Origin of the sequence: Neobacillus niacini (assembly GCF_030817695.1) — a bacterium.
GTDB classification, from domain to species: Bacteria; Bacillota; Bacilli; order Bacillales; family Cytobacillaceae; genus Neobacillus; species Neobacillus niacini_F.
Genome location: NZ_JAUSZQ010000002.1, coordinates 4,049,880 through 4,066,569, shown reverse-complemented (window position 1 = coordinate 4,066,569; position 16,690 = coordinate 4,049,880). Strand labels below are relative to the sequence as shown.

Below are 16,690 nucleotides of genomic sequence, written 5' to 3'. Positions count from 1 at the left end.
TTTTACTTATTGATTTGCATTTTGAAATTTCACCATGAATTCACTAAATGCTTTACATGTTTCGTATGGGACAGCGTTGTAGGTAGATGCACGGCAGCCTCCAACAGAGCGGTGACCATTTACACCGATAAATCCTTCATTCTTTGCTTCAGCTAAGAATTTCTTCTCTAATTCTTCATCCTTCACTCGGAAAGTAATATTCATAAGTGAGCGGCTTTCGACTTCGGCGTGACCAACATAAAACCCATTACTTTGATCGATTGCGTCATAAATGAGTTTTGCTTTTTCCTCGTTTCGTTTGGTTAGTTCATTAATTCCGCCTGTTTCTTTTATCCAGTTCAAAACTTCGCCAAGCATATAAATTCCGAATGTAGGCGGTGTGTTATATAAAGAGTTGTTTTTTGAATGGGTGCTATACTTTAGCATAGTCGGAATGTTAGGATTCGCTTTTTCAAGCAGATCTTTGCGAATGATTGCTACTGTAACACCAGAAGGACCAAGATTCTTTTGGGCGCCGGCATAAATTAATGAAAATTTGCTGACATCAATAGGCTTGGATAAGATATCACTGGACATATCCGCAATCAATGGTACATCACCTGTATCTGGGAAGTCCTTCCATTGTGTCCCGTATATCGTATTATTTGATGTGAGATGAATATAGGCATCTGTCGGATTGTATTTCAACTCGTCAAATTGAGGGACACGGCGATATTGTCCTTCCTTCGTAGAGGCAGCATGATAAGCCTCCCCAAATAGTTTTGCTTCAGAATATGCTTTTTCAGACCATGACCCGGACATGATATATCCTGCTTTTTCTCCTGGTTTCAAAAAGTTCATGGGAATCATTGAAAATTGGAGACTTCCTCCTCCTTGGAGAAACAGGACCTCGTAATTTTCCGGAATAGATAACAATTCTTTTAGAAGTGCAATGGCGTTGTTATGTACTTCTTCATAGGCAGCACTACGATGGCTGAGCTCCATGACTGACATACCCGTGCCACGAAAATCGATAAGTTCCTGTTGGGCTTTCTCAAGAACTGCTAACGGAAGAGCAGATGGACCTGCATTAAAGTTATAGGCACGCTGGACAAGTGTATTCATTTTTTCACTCCCATTTTTCATTTATTAGAATATAACATATTTTCTTAAATTTTAAATCAACTAAATCTAAGTGAAGACGTTTACATTTAAAAAAAATTAAAATATATATAATTTTAGCTTCTGTTCCATAGTAAAAAAATATTAATAGAGTTCAGATTTTCACAAAGAAATTAGCTAAAAATCAATAGAAAATGTGTGTTTTTTTAATTTAAATTGAGAAATTGTGTAGTTAATTATTCAGAAAATAAAAATGATTATGAATATATTGACAAGTATTTTATACGACTGTAGAATTACAGTTAGTTAAAGGAAGTGCTTTTTTTCATGGTTTTTACCGGTAAAATCGTGAAAAGTAGGAATGTAAAATTTTAGTTTGAGCAAAAACTGAAATTTCAGCTATTGCTGCTTGCGGGCCACAAGCAGAGCAGAGTGATTTTTCTTTTAATTAAATGAAAACGATTACAAGTTGCTTTTTGAAAACTAAAAACAAATACAAGGGGGATAAAAAATGGCAAAAAATATCAGTAGAAATATGCTTAAATTTTTGGTCGTCATTCTAGCTTTCCAAGATGTTGCAGCAGGAGTAGCAGGATCGATTATGGCCGACATTATTAAGGCATTTCCAGATTATGATCCCACCATTGTCATGTTGGTAGCTACTTTCCCGGGTCTTATACAAATTGTACCTGCTCTATTTTATGGAAAACTAACAAAAGTGTTTAAAAAGAAAACATTGTTATTTATCGGGTTGTCCTTATTTATTATCGGCGGAACACTCCCAACTTTTATTGATAACCTTCCGTTAATTATTGCAATGAGAGGACTACTAGGGCTTGGTGTAGGGATAACAATGCCGTTATCAATAGATATTATTACAGATTTCTTTGATGGCAGGGAAAGAGATTTCTTAATTGGTTTTGGAACCTCCACGATTGCATGTATTGGAGCAATCTTCTTCCAATTAGGCGGAGGAATTTTAGCAGATTCCTTTGGCTGGCAATATGGATTCCTTACGTACCTTTTCCCAATATGGATACTGGCTTTGACTATTGTTTATCTTCCTGAACCTGAGAAGAAAAAGGTATCAGAAGCGACTGGCTCAAAGGCTAAGGTCAAGTTTCCTAAGGCAATCTATTGGGTATGTTTAGGACAGGTGATTTTTTCTGCATTAATTTTTGGTTATGTAACAAACATTTCTGTTGTTATTCAAGGTGATAAATTAGGCAGTGCAACGGAGGCTGGTTTAGCAATCTCTATATTTACTTTTGGGACACTGCTAGCTGGGTTTGTTTTTGGAAAAGTAAAACATGCACTTCCAAACTTCTACCTTCCAGTCGGAGTCTTTGTAACGGGTTTAGGAATGGTCATCTGTTATTTTTCTCCTAACTTAACAATGATTTTTGCCGGCAGTATCATCGGCGGTGCTGGGATGGGAATAGGACTTCCTGGAGTATTTACCAAAGTCTCAGAACTTACTCCTGTTGGTGCTCCTCCTCAAGTAGGGTTAGTCGTAGTGGGCCAAGGATTAGGCGGTATCCTAGGACCATTTGGATTTCAAGTGATCCTAAATATTTTTAATCAAGATATTGGCCGTTTCCCGATAGCAATTAGTTCTGTAGGATTAATTCTTTTAGCTCTAATTTGGGCGGTAACCGTTATGAAACCGAAAAAGGATTTAGAGGTTACCTTAAATTCATAAAGCTACTTAAAAATTAAAGACACCTCATTCTTTTGGATGGCTGAATGGTTACATTCACTACAACATAGAAAGGGGTGTCTCCTGTTATGAAGGAAACATATAGTTACAGATGGCGCACTATGGCTGGTGCCAGACTCACGGAATAGAGGAGGAAATATGTTGGATAATCGTTTAAAAGTATTAAGTAAATCACCATTTCAGAAGTTAACCGTATTTGCTTCGGCCTTAGCATTATTATCAGGATGTTCATATAAAAACTTTATGGAGCAGGAAGTAAAAGCAGAAACTAACAAGACCAATGTAAAGAATGAAAATGGGAAGCAAAAAGAAGGAGAAGACTCTCCAAAACCAAATATCGTGTATATTGTTTTAGATGATTCAGGGTATTCAGACCTTGGAAGCTATGGATCAGAAATCCAAACACCAAACTTAGATATGTTATCGGAGAACGGGCTTCGCTACAACAATTCTCATGTTACACCAGTGTGTTCTCCAACACGTGCTGCCTTGCTGACGGGGCGGAATCCTCATGATATTGGAATGGCAACGGTAGCCAATTTTGATATGGGACCAGAATATCCGAATAAACGGGGACGGATCAATCCCGAAGCGGGCACGATCGCGGAGGTACTTAAGGAAGAAGGATATAATAGCTATGCATTGGGGAAATGGCATTTATCTCCATCCCACCAGGCAACTCCTGCGGGTCCGTTTGAAAATTGGCCGCTCGGTAAGGGCTTTGACCGTTTTTACGGAATCTTGGAAGATTCCAGTGATCAGTATAAGCCAGAACTTGTCCAAGATAATAGTTTTATTGATGCACCGGAAAAGGAAAACTATCATTTTTCGGAGGACATTGTAGATAAAGCCAATCAGTATGTTACTGACCAAGCCTCGATTAGTCCAGAAAAGCCTTTCTTCCTGTATCTAGCCTTCGGCGCTCAACACCAGCCGGTTCAGGTTCCTCAGGAATACATCGATAAGTACAAAGGGGTCTACGACAAAGGCTGGGATAAAATCCGTGAAGACAGATTCAACAAGCAAAAGGAACTAGGTATTATACCAAATAATTCAGTGTTATCGCCGCTTAACCCAGGAGTAAAACCTTGGGACCAGCTTACAGATGATGAGAAAAGAGCTTTTGCTCGTCTACAAGAAACTTATGCAGGTTTCTTAACACATACCGATGAGCAAATTGGACGTTTTATTGATAATTTACGTTCTGTCGGCGAACTAGATAATACAATGATTGTCTTTTTATCCGATAACGGTGCGAGTGCTATGGGGAAAGCTACAGGTTCGATCAATCATACATTGGCATACAACGATTTGCCAGAAACCATAAATGATATCGTCGAAAATATAGATAATTTTGGTACTGACAAAACAAAAGTTGAATTCCCGGCTGGCTGGGCACAGGTTAGTAATACGCCATTTAAATTGTATAAATCTACGATGTATGAAGCGGGAACTAAAACACCAATGATTGTATATTACCCGGCAGCAATTAAAGAGAAAGGGGAAATTCGTAATCAGTATGTACACGTAAGCGATATTACTCCAACTGTCTATGACTTAGCGGGAATCGAGGTGCCGAAAGAAATAAGGGGAGTAAAACAAATTCCGCTTCAAGGTGAGAGTTTTGCTGATACATTTAACAATAGTCAAACTCCAGGAAAAGTTACACAATATTACGAGAACAACGGCCAGCGGGCCATCTACCATGACGGCTGGAAAGCCATTGCTCTTCATACGAAGGGGCAGCCATATAAAAATGACCTATGGCAGCTCTACCATTTAGTAGAAGATCCTACGGAATCAAACAACCTAGCGGCAAAATATCCAGAAAAGTTAAAAGAACTTCAGAAGTTATGGGACAAAGAAGCAAAAAAATATGATGTTCTGCCAATGACCGACATAATGGGAGATGGGTTTTTAGTGATTCCTAGTGATTCTAATCGTGCCCGGAATACCTTTACCTTCTATCCAGGAATGTCACTGCTGCCAGAAGGTGCTTCACCATTTATCATAAACCGTCACTATTCGATTACGGTTCCGATTAATCGGGAAGAATCGGATGAAGGTGTCCTACTAGCATTAGGAAACTATGAGAGCGGCTATTCACTTTATATTAAAGATAACAAACTAGTTTATGAGTATAACGTTGGGACAAAGGTTTATCGGATTGAATCAAAAGCCCCTGTTGGCCAATCCACGATCAAGTATGAGTTTAAACCTGCTACCCCTCATACAGGTATTGGTAGTCTCTTTATCAATGGGAAAGAGGCGGGAAATGTAACAATCGATCAAACTCATAAATTTAAAATTAGTTTTGAAGGATTGGACATCGGCAGGGATACTCATTATCCAGTGAGTCCTTTCTATGAAAATGAAGGGAATTTTGAGTTTTCAGGCGAGCTTGAAAAAGTAGTTTACGAACTACAATAGAATAGAAACATGATCCATTGGAAGAAAATAAAGAAGCCAGTAACAATACATCAGCGTTACTGGCTTTTATTTTAAAGAAAAGAGGAAGATAAGATGGAGAATACAAAAACTGCGACGAAAGCATTTCATATACTGGCTAAACCATCAGGTCCTATTTGTAACCTAGATTGTCATTACTGTTTTTATACGGAAAAGAAAGCACTATTTTCAGGGAAAAGTCGTTTCCGAATGTCAGATGAGACACTAGAGGAATTTATTAGCCAATACATAAAAGCTCAAGATGTTGATGAAATCCCGTTCGTATGGCAGGGCGGAGAACCAACATTAATGGGCCTTGATTTTTACAAGCGGGTAATTGAATTACAAAAGAAATATGGGACAGGAAAACGAATCACCAATTCGCTCCAGACAAACGGAACCCTGTTAACAGAAGAATGGTGCAAGTTTTTGGCCGATCATAACTTTCTTGTAGGCTTGAGTCTTGATGGACCAGAATCCATCCATGACCGCTATAGAGTAGACCGTGGTGGAAAACCGACTTTCCATAGGGTGCTATATGCACTTCATTTATTAAAAAAATATAATGTTTCCTTTAATGTACTCGTATGTGTAACAAAGAATTCTTCTAGGTATCCGTTAGAAATTTATAACTTTTTTAAGAAAGAGGGAGTAGAGTTCATACAGTTTATTCCTATAGTGGAAAGATTGCCAGATACCGAAGCGATAAAACTTGGCCTTCGACATGCCACACCACCCTCTGTAAAACAGGAAGAAGCCCAGAAAGCTGTCTCTGCCTGGACAGTAGATTCCGAAAAATATGGAGATTTTCTAATTGCTATTTTCGATGAGTGGGTAAGAAAAGATGTCGGTAAAATCCATGTAATGAACTTTGAGCACGCTCTTACCTCATGGTTAGGACTTCCAGCGACAACATGTTTTTTTGCCGAAACGTGTGGGAGGGCGGGAATAGTTGAACACAATGGAGATGCGTATTCATGTGATCACTTTATGTATCCTGAATACAAGCTGGGGAATATCTTTAATGACACATTTAGTGAGATGATGGATTCAAATAAGCAGCGGGCGTTTGGGGAAAACAAAAAATCCTCTCTGCCGAAGTACTGCCAAAGCTGTGAGGTTCGTTTTGCCTGCAATGGAGAATGCCCAAAACAACGCTTCCTAATAACTCCTGATGGTGAACCAGGGTTAAACTATTTGTGCGCAGGCTACAAAAAATACTTCCATCATATTCACAAATATATGAAAGTAATGGTTCAACTAATTGAAAATGGTTTGCCAGCCTCTGAAGTTATGGAGGTTATCAAAAGACCGCTTATTGTTAAAAGGTGATCCATATTCACAATAAAACCGGCAGATAAATTTGAATTAAATAAATTTTTAGAATTGATTGACAGATTAAAATCCACTAGGTAAAATTATAGTTAGTTAATGAAAGCGCTTTTTCATCAATTTTACACTACATAGATGGTGTATAACACAAGAACTAAAATTTTAGTTAGAAGAATCAATCGTTTGAATTTAATTTGTAAAGTGAGGGAAATAAAAAATGGCTGAAGTAATGAAACGGAAGATCCAAACCGGAAACTATCAAACTTTTATTAATGAAGGTGGCGATAATAAGTCATCTGAGACCATTATATTCCTGCACGGCAGCGGACCAGGTGCAAGCGGGGAGTCGAATTGGAAGGAAATTCTACCTCGTTTTCAAGATAAATTCCACGTTGTGGCACCAGATTTCTATGGCTTCGGTAATACAGATCATCCTGAAGAATATCCTCAAAATGGAGCAGAGTGGATGCAGATTAGGGTTAACCAAGTACTTTCACTAATGGATGCTTTAAAGGTTGAAAAAGCCCATTTGGTTGGAAATTCCTTGGGCGGTGTTGTTGCACTTCACCTTCTTATGTACGCTCCAGAAAGGTTTGACCGTGTAGTTTTAATGGGAGCAGGAGGCGGCTTGAAAGAACCTACCCCAGAACTTGCAAAATTAGCAAACTTCCATAAAGATCCAAACCCGGTTGCATTTAAAAATCTATTAAGCTGGTTCTTATACGATAAGAGTATTCTAGAGGATAAACTGGAGCAAATTGTTTCAGAACGGTTAGAGCTGTTTTTAAGACCGGATGTACGCAGATCCTATGAGGAAAATTTCACAAAATCACATCTGTCTGACATGCTTGTTCCTCCTTCAGCACTAAAACAAATGGAGAATGAAATGTTACTCATTCATGGACACCAAGACCGATTTGTACCTCTTGAAAGCAGCCTTTACGTTATGGATTACTTGCCAAACGCGCAGCTCCATATCTTCAAGCGCTGTGGACACTGGGCGCAAGTAGAGCAAAAGGAAAGATTTATCAAACTAACCTCGGATTTTTTCAACGGTGAAATATAGAAATAGTGTTGATTTAATTACTAATACACCGTTGATACCTTCCTCCCTATCAGTATTAAAGTGATAGACTCTTAGAGTAATTACTAATATTATAGGGGTAACGACAACCAATGAGAATTGAAGGTGTATTGAGATGAAAATAGATCAGGCTTATCGCTATATTAAAAGACAAATTATTGATGGAGTCTGGGTACCTGATACAGCGATTAATGTTAATGAAGTTTCAGAGCATTTAAATATCAGCCGCACACCCATACACAAGGCTATGACAAAACTTTCAGAGGAAGGATTTTTGTCAATCATTCCCCAAGTAGGTGTATTTGTAAAAAGACCTGAGAGGGAAGAAGTTATAGAGCGATTATTGGTCTGTGCAACCCTGGATGCATTGATGACGGAGCATGCGATAAAAAATTTAAATGAGCAAGAACTTTCTCAAATGTTTAATACCTTGACTACGATGGATAATCCAGAAATCTCTGAAGAAGAGTATTCTCTTCTCAATATTGAGTTTCACCGAATCATTTATCAAGCGGCTAAGTTACCTTACACTTTTACACTTGCAAATCAGTTATGGGATTACTTGAATTATGTTGGCAATCCAGCAATGTTGTTTTCACAGGATCGAAGAAAGCAATCGCAGGCGGAGCACTGGATGATTTACTATAGCTTAAAAGAGCGGGACGCTAAACTAGCAAAAAAGCTAATGGAAAGACATCTAACCCGTATTGCAGACAGCGTAAGCGAGAAATATCAAATGGGTATAGCTCAGGAAGTGGTTAACGAGATCTAAATTTTGTATGACAACCATATTACGGGAGGTTTTCTTATGAACCAAAGTGTGTTGGAAACGAAAAATGTATTAGTAGACAGAGCACGTGCTCTAATTCCTAAACTTCGTGAGTTTAGCCAAGATATTGATAAAAATAGTAGAATTCCAGAAGAGATTGTTGATGATTTGAAAAATGAGGGACTCTTAAAGGTACTACGGCCGCATATATTTGGCGGCTATCAGACAAATATGAGAGCGTTCACAGAAGTTGTAACAGAGATTTCCCGTGGTAATGGTTCAGCCGGTTGGTTCGTATGCCTAAGTAATATTCGTGATTATATGATTTCCTACACATTTGGTGAAAAAGCCTTAAATGAGATTTATTCAGCGGGGAAAGATGTTGTGTTAGCAGGTAACTTTAAACCTATTAAGTGTAATATCAAAAAGGTCGAAGGCGGATATTTTGTGGAAGAAGCCCAGTGGCCATTTGTTTCAGGAAGTCCACATGCCGATTGGTGCTACTTCGGATTCCCATTAGCAGATGAAAATGGCGGAATGGAAATGGCCATAATGGTGGTACCGCGTGAGGAAATAGAGATTCTTGATGACTGGAATGTTATGGGATTGAAGGGTTCCGGCAGCAATAGCTGTAGAATTCAAAATGTTTTTGTTCCAGAGCACCGTGTATCATTGGATCGCTTAGCAAGCAAAGGGCATTACCTAATTGATCCGCTTAAAGACGTTTCATTATATAGATCTTCTTTTGTGCCATCTCTTACATTATCAATTGTAGGACCAGCATTAGGGCTTGCACAGGCAGCCATGGACCTCTATATGGAAAGACTTCCGAAAGCTGGAATTGGAAATACCTTTTATCACAAACAAAATGAAGCACCAATAACACATCACCAGGTTGCCCAAGCACAATTGAAAATTGATACTGCTGAAATGTTTTTATACCGTGCTGTCGATAAAATTGATAGTTGCGCTGAACGTGGAGAGGTAATGGATACGGCTGAAATTGTAAAAGTAAAGGCAGACTTCGGCTATGTGAATCAATTATGTAAGGAAGCGATTGATCTTCTAGTTGCTGGTGTGGGTTCCATGTTTACCTACCATAATAATCCTATACAATTAGTCTATCGTGATTTTTTTGCCATGCATTTACATGGTTTCATTACACCATCAAGTTTAATCGAAACATATGGAAGAGTCCTTTGCGGCCAAGAACCAAATACCTATTTTGTCTAATTTAAAATGAAAAGGCTTTCTGTTTTCTGAAGATTCAAATATAAAATTAATTGGAGGAAAAAAACATGAGTTTACCAGAAATCGCAAAGTTAGGACACGTAGCATTAGTTTCATCAGATCTTCAAAAATCACTTTGGTTTTTTAAGGAATTGATTGGATTAGAAGAAACAGAAGAGGTAAATGGCACGCATTATTTACGCGCATGGGGAGACTTTGAACATCACACATTATCAATAACAGCTGGCGAAAAGTCATATGTTGATCATATCGCATGGAGAACAAAGCGTCCGGAAGATGTAGAGCAATTTGCACATTTGCTTGAAGAAGCTGGTACGGAAGTAAACTGGATTGAAGCAGGAGTGGAAGCAGGGCAAGGAAGAGCCATTCGTTTTAAATTGCCTAGTGAACACCGTTTCGAAATTTATTATGATATGGAAAAAACACTAGCTGAGCCATCTAAACGTTCAGTGTTAAAAAACCAGACATATAAATCATGGGCAAAAGGCGTTTCACCACGCAGAATAGACCATGTTAATATCCTAACATCCTTAAAGGCAAATGAGATTTCAGATTATTTGATGGAAAAATTAGGATTTAAAATGCGAGAATGCGTTCAGGCTCCAGATGACTCATTAATTGCTGCTTGGTTAAGTGTAACGCCTTTGGTTCATGATATCGCTGTAAGCCATGATCCATTCGCACCAACAACACATCAAATTCACCATTTGTCTTACTGGCTTGATAATGCTCAAGATTTGCTGCGTGCAGCAGACATCTTAACGGAACATGGACTCAAGTTTAAAGGCCCAGGTAAGCATGGTATTTCACAAGCAATGTACTTATATGTGGTCGATCCTGGAAGTGGAGTACGCTTAGAATTGTTCACAAATGGCTATTTGATTTTTGAACCAGACTGGGAGCCAATTGTGTGGACGTTAGATGAGATGGATGTAGGATTTACCTTCTGGGGTGATCAAACAGACACGTTACCAGAGAATAATCCGACTATTGAAGCTTAAGAGTATAGTAGATTAATTTTATAGAAGAGAGAGGTTATTAGAATGGATGATCGTCAATTTCGAACCGCGATGGGAAAATTTGCAACAGGGGTAACCGTCATTGCTACTGATGTGGATGGAGATGTACATGGGATGACAGCCAATGCCTTCATGTCTGTGTCGCTTGACCCGAAACTAGTAGTAATCTCAATTGGTGAAAAGGCCAGGATTCTCGAGAAAATTAAACAAAGTCAAACGTTTTCAGTTAATATTTTAGCTGCTGACCAACAGGAACTTTCGATGATTTTTGCTGGACAGTTAAAGGAACACCGCGAAGTTGAATTTGACCGGCTTGATGGGAAGCCTGTACTAAACGGGGCGGTTGCGCAGATTGCCTGTGAGGTATCTGCTGAACATGTTGAAGGAGATCACACATTATTCATTGGAAGAGTAACAGATATTCATTTAGAAGATGCTGAACCACTTGTTTTTTATAGTGGAAAGTACCGTGCTTTAGCTGAAGCTGTAACGGTATAATGAACACTTTAATGAAAAGGGGACAGCTGTAATGGATATTCAAAAAGCGGCGACTGCTTTAATGGAAGCAGAAGATCAGAAAAAACCGATTGCCCCATTCACATCCTCAACAGAAGAAATATCTGTTGAGGATGCTTACAACATCCAGCTTTTCCAAATTCGCCAAAAGGTAGCGAAAGGTGCTGTGGTCGTTGGAAAAAAGATTGGGCTGACGAGTAAAGCGATGCAGGAAATGCTTAATGTTTCCGAACCTGATTATGGACATCTTCTTGATAGCATGATGTATGGAGAGGGAGAGACAATTAGTCTTCATAAGTTTATTCAGCCGAGGATTGAATTTGAAATTGCGTTTGTTTTGAATAAGGATTTAAAAGGTCCGGGTGTAACGATGAACGATGTGATTGAAGCTACGGACTATGTGGTTCCAGCTCTAGAGATTATTGATAGCCGAATAAAAGATTGGCAGATCAAATTTGAGGATACAGTTGCAGACAATGGTTCATCCGCTGGTGCAATTATCGGAGGTACAACGGCTAAACTAGATGGTTTAGATTTAGCAGCCGTAAAAATGACTGTAACAAGAAATGGTGAGTTTTTGGACTCAGCAGCTGGTTCAGCAGTAATGGGGCACCCTGCCCAAGCAGTGGCATGGTTAGCGAATGCACTTGGAAGCTACGGCATTTCTCTCCATGCCGGGGAAGTTATTCTTTCTGGAGCACTTTCAAAAGCAATAACAATTGAAGATGGAGATACCTTCACTGCTGAATTTGAACATATTGGAGCAGTAACTGCCGCCTTCAAGAAATAAAAACACGCTATAAAGATGACTCCTTGTATGAAAAATGTAAGGAGTCTTTATTTTAAGCTTTGGTACTAGTTCGAATCAAACCAGTTTAATACTTAATCTTTAGAGGGAAAAGGTGAGATTATGAAGGTTAACTCAGGCAATCTGCTGGAACCAAACTACATAGAAGAAGGAAATAAGAAAATTCTAACCACTGCAGGAGCCTTTGGTTTATTGCGTAAGGGCATAATCGAGAATTTAGGATTAAAGCGAGCTAAGGGTTTTTTGCTTCGTTACGGTTGGAGTTTGGGTGTCAGTAATGCGGAAGAAGCCATGTTAACAAGTACCTCGATTGACTATCTAATTAAACAAGCTGCCGTGCTCCATTTAGGTACAGGTCATATAGGAGATGTCCAGTCTGAAAGATTTATTGAATGGGTTGATTCGGAAAATATTAAAACAATCAGTGGCAAAGGAAAGTGGATTCATTCATTTGAAGCACAGGAGCATCTTAAACATCATGGAAAATCAGATATGCCTGTATGCCATATTTTAACGGGGTATGCAAGCGGCTATATGTCTACGATTTGTAAAAAGAGTTTGATTGTTAAGGAAATTAGTTGTGTAGCCAAAGGTGACCCTGAATGCTGTTTCGAAATGAAGCCTCAGGAGGATTGGGGACTGGAGATTCAGGAAGAGCTAAAATTCTATCATGAAAGTAATATTATTGAAGAATTAGAGTATACTTACGAGCAATTGTTAGAGCAACGAAACTATATCGATAAGGTTTCCAAATTCCATAAAAAATTAACAGAAAGTATATCAAACGGGAGTAATTTGCAAGATATTGCCGATTCCACATTTGGTTTGTTAAAAATACCGATTTCAATCGAGGATTTAAGCTTCCAAAAAATTGTTTACGCGGGAATGGACGAAGACGAGTATAGCAGTTTGAGTAAAGAGCTAAAAGACAGCTTAATTCGAAAAAATAGAAAAAATAATAAACCACTTCCGTTATTTAAAGAAACAACAAGACTAAAAACGGAAAACCAAGAGCGGCTCGTCACGCCTATTATTGTACAAAAGAAAGTAATTGGATATTGTACATTTCTTTATTTAAAAGAAACAGAGAAAAGCTCCGAAAATAATATTATGTTTATCGAGCGGGTAGCAAATGCCGCCTCTCTATACCTTTTAAATGAGAAGACGAGCTTTGAAGCACTTGAAAAGATGAAAGGCTATTTTTTAGAACAAATTTTGAAGGGACAGTATTCCTCTAGAGAAGAAATTATCAATCGCGGCCGTTATATGGGGGTAGACCTTGAAACGCCATTCTATATTGCTGCAATTGACTATAAAGAGAATGGCAAGACATCAAAAGATAGCAATGACTATGAACAAATTTTAGAATCAATTGCTAAGTACTTAGACATTCAGGGATATAAAGCACTCATCGGTCAATATGAAGGTAAAATCATTATGTTGATACCTGAATCTTCAAATATACTGCCAAATATGGAAAAAATCTTAAAACATATTGAAACGACTCATTCATATTACAACTATAAAATTGGAATTAGTGATAAAGCTGAGGAAATTGAACATGTTTTGGAGTATTTGGATGAATCCCTTATTAGCTTGAGGATGTCAACTGAGAAAAAAATTATCCATTTTAAAGATTTGGGGATTGTTGGAATCTTAATTAATTCGAAAAATGTAAGCGGGATTAAAAAAATTGCTAAACAAGAATTAGGGCCGCTTTATAAATTGGGAGAGGGCAAACAAAAGGAATTATTGAAAACACTTTATGTTTTTTTATCTAATGGCGGTAAACTTCAACAAACGATGGATGATTTGTCTTTATCAATGAGTGGACTTATGTACCGGATTAACAAGATCGAAAATCTAATTAATAAAGATCTACGAGACTCATCACAAAGCTATCAGTTACTATTGATCTTAGATTCACTCTTAGCTTTAGGGGAGCTAGAGATATAAGAATAGAGAGTTAAGTTGGTAGAGTATTCATGTTAGATTGCTCTTTTTTTCATAGGAAGTATCAAAAAACCAATATAAACTAGTTGAAAATAGTAGAAAGTTCAATGAGTTTTACTCTAGTTTATATAGTTTGAATTTTCTAACATTACAAATGTAAGGGTTTTCTTTTTGATACAAGAATCTGGGAGGGATTTATTTGAATAAAGCTACATCTATTAATACCGTTGAAAGAAGTACTGTAAAGAAAACAATGAAAAGAATACTGCCGTTTATTTTAATTCTCTATGTCGTTGCTTTCTTGGATCGCGTTAATTTGGGATATGCAGCTTTGGAGATGAATGCAGATTTAGCATTAACGGCTGAAGCGTTTGGATTATTGTCTGGTTTATTCTTTATCAGTTATTTCATCTTTGAAGTCCCGAGCAACCTGATTTTACACAAAGTTGGTGCACGGCTTTGGATTGCCCGTATTATGATTACTTGGGGTATTGTAGTCGTATTAACTGGGTTTATCCAATCTGCGACCCACTTATATATTTTGCGCTTTTTATTGGGTGCTGCAGAAGCAGGGTTTGTCCCAGGGATTATTCTTTACTTAACGTATTGGTTTAGAGCCCGTGAAAGGGGTAAGGCAACTGCTCTCTTTTTTGTTGCCTTGCCATTAAGTGCATTAATCGGTGCGCCTCTTTCTACCTGGATCATGGATACTGTGACTTGGGGAGGATTAGCAGGCTGGCGGTGGATGTTTATCTTAGAGGGCATACCTGCAGTTCTATTAGGTATTGTGGTTTTGTTTTACTTGACAGACCGTCCTGTTAACGCCAAATGGTTAACAGAACAGGAAAAAACTTGGCTTGAAGATGAGCTTGTTAGAGAAAGAAAACTAAGTGCAAAATTAAATAAATCATCACATCTTGGTATGTTAAAGGAATCGAAAGTTTGGAAATTAGCTTTATTTAATATTGCTGGATTTGTTGCGGTGAATGCTCTCTCGTATTGGATGCCTACGATCATTAAATCACTTTCATCTTCTGAAACAACCAATATGCAAATTGGCTGGCTGGCTATGATTCCTTCAATTATCGCAATTCCATCCATACTTTTTACAGGGTGGAATGCAGATAGAACGGGCAGGCATAAATTGCATTTAGGTGCATGTGTTTCAATTGCCATGATTGGGTTCATAGGGTGTGCATACTCTTCAAGCGTACCGCTGATGGTATTAATGCTATCAATTACTTCAGCAGGACTTTATGGAATATCCGGAACTTTCTATGCCTATATCACCTTTTTCTTTTCTGAATCAACCGCACCAGCTGGGATTGCATTAGTGAGTACACTTTCTTCACTTGGCGGTTTCATGGGCCCAATGTTAATGGGTATTTTCGATTTTAAACAAGCGATGTTTATCATTGCGGGGTGCTTACTTGTCAGTCTGGTTACTCTATTTACCTTAAGATTAGCGAAGAATGACCAGAAAGACTTAGTCGATACTGGAGCAGTAGAGATCCCTAATTGATTTGAACGAAGTAAAAAACGAACTTCCATAATTATTTGAGCCCTCTTTGGGCTTTTTTTATGGAAACAACACTCAATTAGCTAATATTTTTTGTTAAATCTTTCAATAATCCAACAAAAATCTACTAAAAAATGATTAATAATCAAATAGTTTTTATTCTAGAAATAAAGGGCTAAATTTTCTAAAATTTCAGTTATAGATAAACTTTACTATGTTTAAATGTCAAGTTAAAAAAATGTAAGGGATTTCACCCGTGGGTGATTTTCTAGAAAAACTGATATTTTTTCAAGGAGGAGAATGGTAAATTGACAAACATTACTCAACAATTAATTAGGACTGCTAACTATGAAACATACCTAAATCGTGCTGGTGAAGGCAATTCAGAAGTGATTTTATTTTTACATGGCTCCGGACCAGGTGTTACATCGTTTGCAAACTGGCGTTATGCCTTGAAAGACTGTTCTGAGACGTATGACTGTTTAGCTCCAGATCTTTTGGGTTTTGGCAATAGCAGTCATCCAGATACACTGCCTAAGAATAGGCAAGGGTGGATGGATTTATGGGTAAATCAACTTATGGAGCTTCTAGATGAATTGGGTGTTCAAAAGGCCCATTTAGTTGGGAATTCGTTGGGCTGTTCCATTGCACTTGAACTTTTGTTAGAACATCCAGAGCGATTTGACAGAGTAGTATTGATGGGACCAGGAGGTACACCAAATACCAAATTAAGCCCAGAGTTAGCTCGTGCGAAAGGATTTTATGACAATCCATCACCAAAGAAACTGCGTCAGATTATGAGCTGGTTTGTATACGACGCAAAAGCAATGGCGCCAATTATCGACGCTATCACAGATTACCGTTATGAAACAGCAATGAAGCCAGAAGTTCGAATCTCCAATGATTCTATTTTTGCAACTGCAGCTGTACCAGTCCCAACAACAGCATTGAGAAGAATTGAAAATCCTATTTTACTAGTGCACGGTCGGGATGACATGGTTTGCTCCGTAGAATCCAGCTATTATTTACTCTCACATTTGCCGAATGCCCAGCTGCATGTATACGGGAAATGTGGACATTGGACCCAAATTGAAAAGCAGGAAAGCTTTAATTACCTAATCCAGAACTATTTTGCTGATAGAATCTAATAATATTTAGGAGGAATAAAAG

Annotated in this window: 13 protein-coding genes; 12 read left to right on the top strand and 1 reads right to left on the bottom strand. The window is 38.1% G+C overall.

What is annotated here, in order from left to right; genetic code table 11:
• Positions 1-6: 6 nt before the first annotated feature.
• Positions 7-1,104 (bottom strand): 3-phosphoserine/phosphohydroxythreonine transaminase, encoded by a 1,098-nt coding sequence (serC, locus tag QFZ28_RS20405; protein WP_307196347.1) that lies wholly within the window; start codon positions 1,102-1,104, stop codon positions 7-9.
• Positions 1,105-1,612: 508 nt separating this feature from the next.
• Here serC and QFZ28_RS20400 point away from each other — a divergent pair.
• The 12 genes from QFZ28_RS20400 to QFZ28_RS20345 all read left to right on the top strand — a co-directional run bounded on the left by QFZ28_RS20400 (position 1,613) and on the right by QFZ28_RS20345 (position 16,668).
• Positions 1,613-2,803, top strand: a complete 1,191-nt coding sequence (locus QFZ28_RS20400; RefSeq protein ID WP_307196346.1) for an MFS transporter — start codon at positions 1,613-1,615, stop codon at positions 2,801-2,803.
• A gap of 156 nt (positions 2,804-2,959) precedes the next feature.
• Positions 2,960-5,251, top strand: a complete 2,292-nt coding sequence (locus tag QFZ28_RS20395; RefSeq protein ID WP_307196345.1) for an arylsulfatase — start codon at positions 2,960-2,962, stop codon at positions 5,249-5,251.
• Positions 5,252-5,344: 93 nt separating this feature from the next.
• Positions 5,345-6,601 carry an anaerobic sulfatase maturase gene (locus QFZ28_RS20390; RefSeq protein ID WP_307196344.1) on the top strand — a complete coding sequence of 419 codons (1,257 nt, stop codon included), beginning with the start codon at positions 5,345-5,347 and terminating at the stop codon, positions 6,599-6,601.
• A gap of 217 nt (positions 6,602-6,818) precedes the next feature.
• Positions 6,819-7,667: an alpha/beta fold hydrolase gene (locus QFZ28_RS20385; protein ID WP_307196343.1), complete on the top strand. Its 849-nt coding sequence runs from the start codon at positions 6,819-6,821 to the stop codon at positions 7,665-7,667.
• A gap of 133 nt (positions 7,668-7,800) precedes the next feature.
• Positions 7,801-8,457 carry a GntR family transcriptional regulator gene (locus QFZ28_RS20380; RefSeq protein WP_307196342.1) on the top strand — a complete coding sequence of 219 codons (657 nt, stop codon included), beginning with the start codon at positions 7,801-7,803 and terminating at the stop codon, positions 8,455-8,457.
• A gap of 36 nt (positions 8,458-8,493) precedes the next feature.
• Positions 8,494-9,687 (top strand): acyl-CoA dehydrogenase family protein, encoded by a 1,194-nt coding sequence (locus tag QFZ28_RS20375; protein WP_307196341.1) that lies wholly within the window; start codon positions 8,494-8,496, stop codon positions 9,685-9,687.
• A 65-nt stretch (positions 9,688-9,752) separates the two neighbouring features.
• Positions 9,753-10,706, top strand: coding sequence for a VOC family protein (locus tag QFZ28_RS20370; RefSeq protein ID WP_307196340.1), 954 nt, complete (start codon positions 9,753-9,755; stop codon positions 10,704-10,706).
• A 42-nt stretch (positions 10,707-10,748) separates the two neighbouring features.
• Positions 10,749-11,222, top strand: coding sequence for a flavin reductase family protein (locus QFZ28_RS20365; RefSeq protein ID WP_307196339.1), 474 nt, complete (start codon positions 10,749-10,751; stop codon positions 11,220-11,222).
• A 31-nt stretch (positions 11,223-11,253) separates the two neighbouring features.
• Positions 11,254-12,030: a 2-keto-4-pentenoate hydratase gene (locus tag QFZ28_RS20360; RefSeq protein ID WP_307196338.1), complete on the top strand. Its 777-nt coding sequence runs from the start codon at positions 11,254-11,256 to the stop codon at positions 12,028-12,030.
• 120 nt (positions 12,031-12,150) lie between these two features.
• Positions 12,151-14,004 carry a V4R domain-containing protein gene (locus QFZ28_RS20355; protein WP_307196337.1) on the top strand — a complete coding sequence of 618 codons (1,854 nt, stop codon included), beginning with the start codon at positions 12,151-12,153 and terminating at the stop codon, positions 14,002-14,004.
• Positions 14,005-14,200: 196 nt separating this feature from the next.
• Positions 14,201-15,523, top strand: coding sequence for an MFS transporter (locus QFZ28_RS20350; protein ID WP_307196336.1), 1,323 nt, complete (start codon positions 14,201-14,203; stop codon positions 15,521-15,523).
• 305 nt (positions 15,524-15,828) lie between these two features.
• A complete protein-coding gene (locus QFZ28_RS20345) occupies positions 15,829-16,668 on the top strand; it encodes an alpha/beta fold hydrolase (protein ID WP_307196335.1) in 840 nt (279 codons plus the stop codon).
• Positions 16,669-16,690 lie beyond the last annotated feature (22 nt).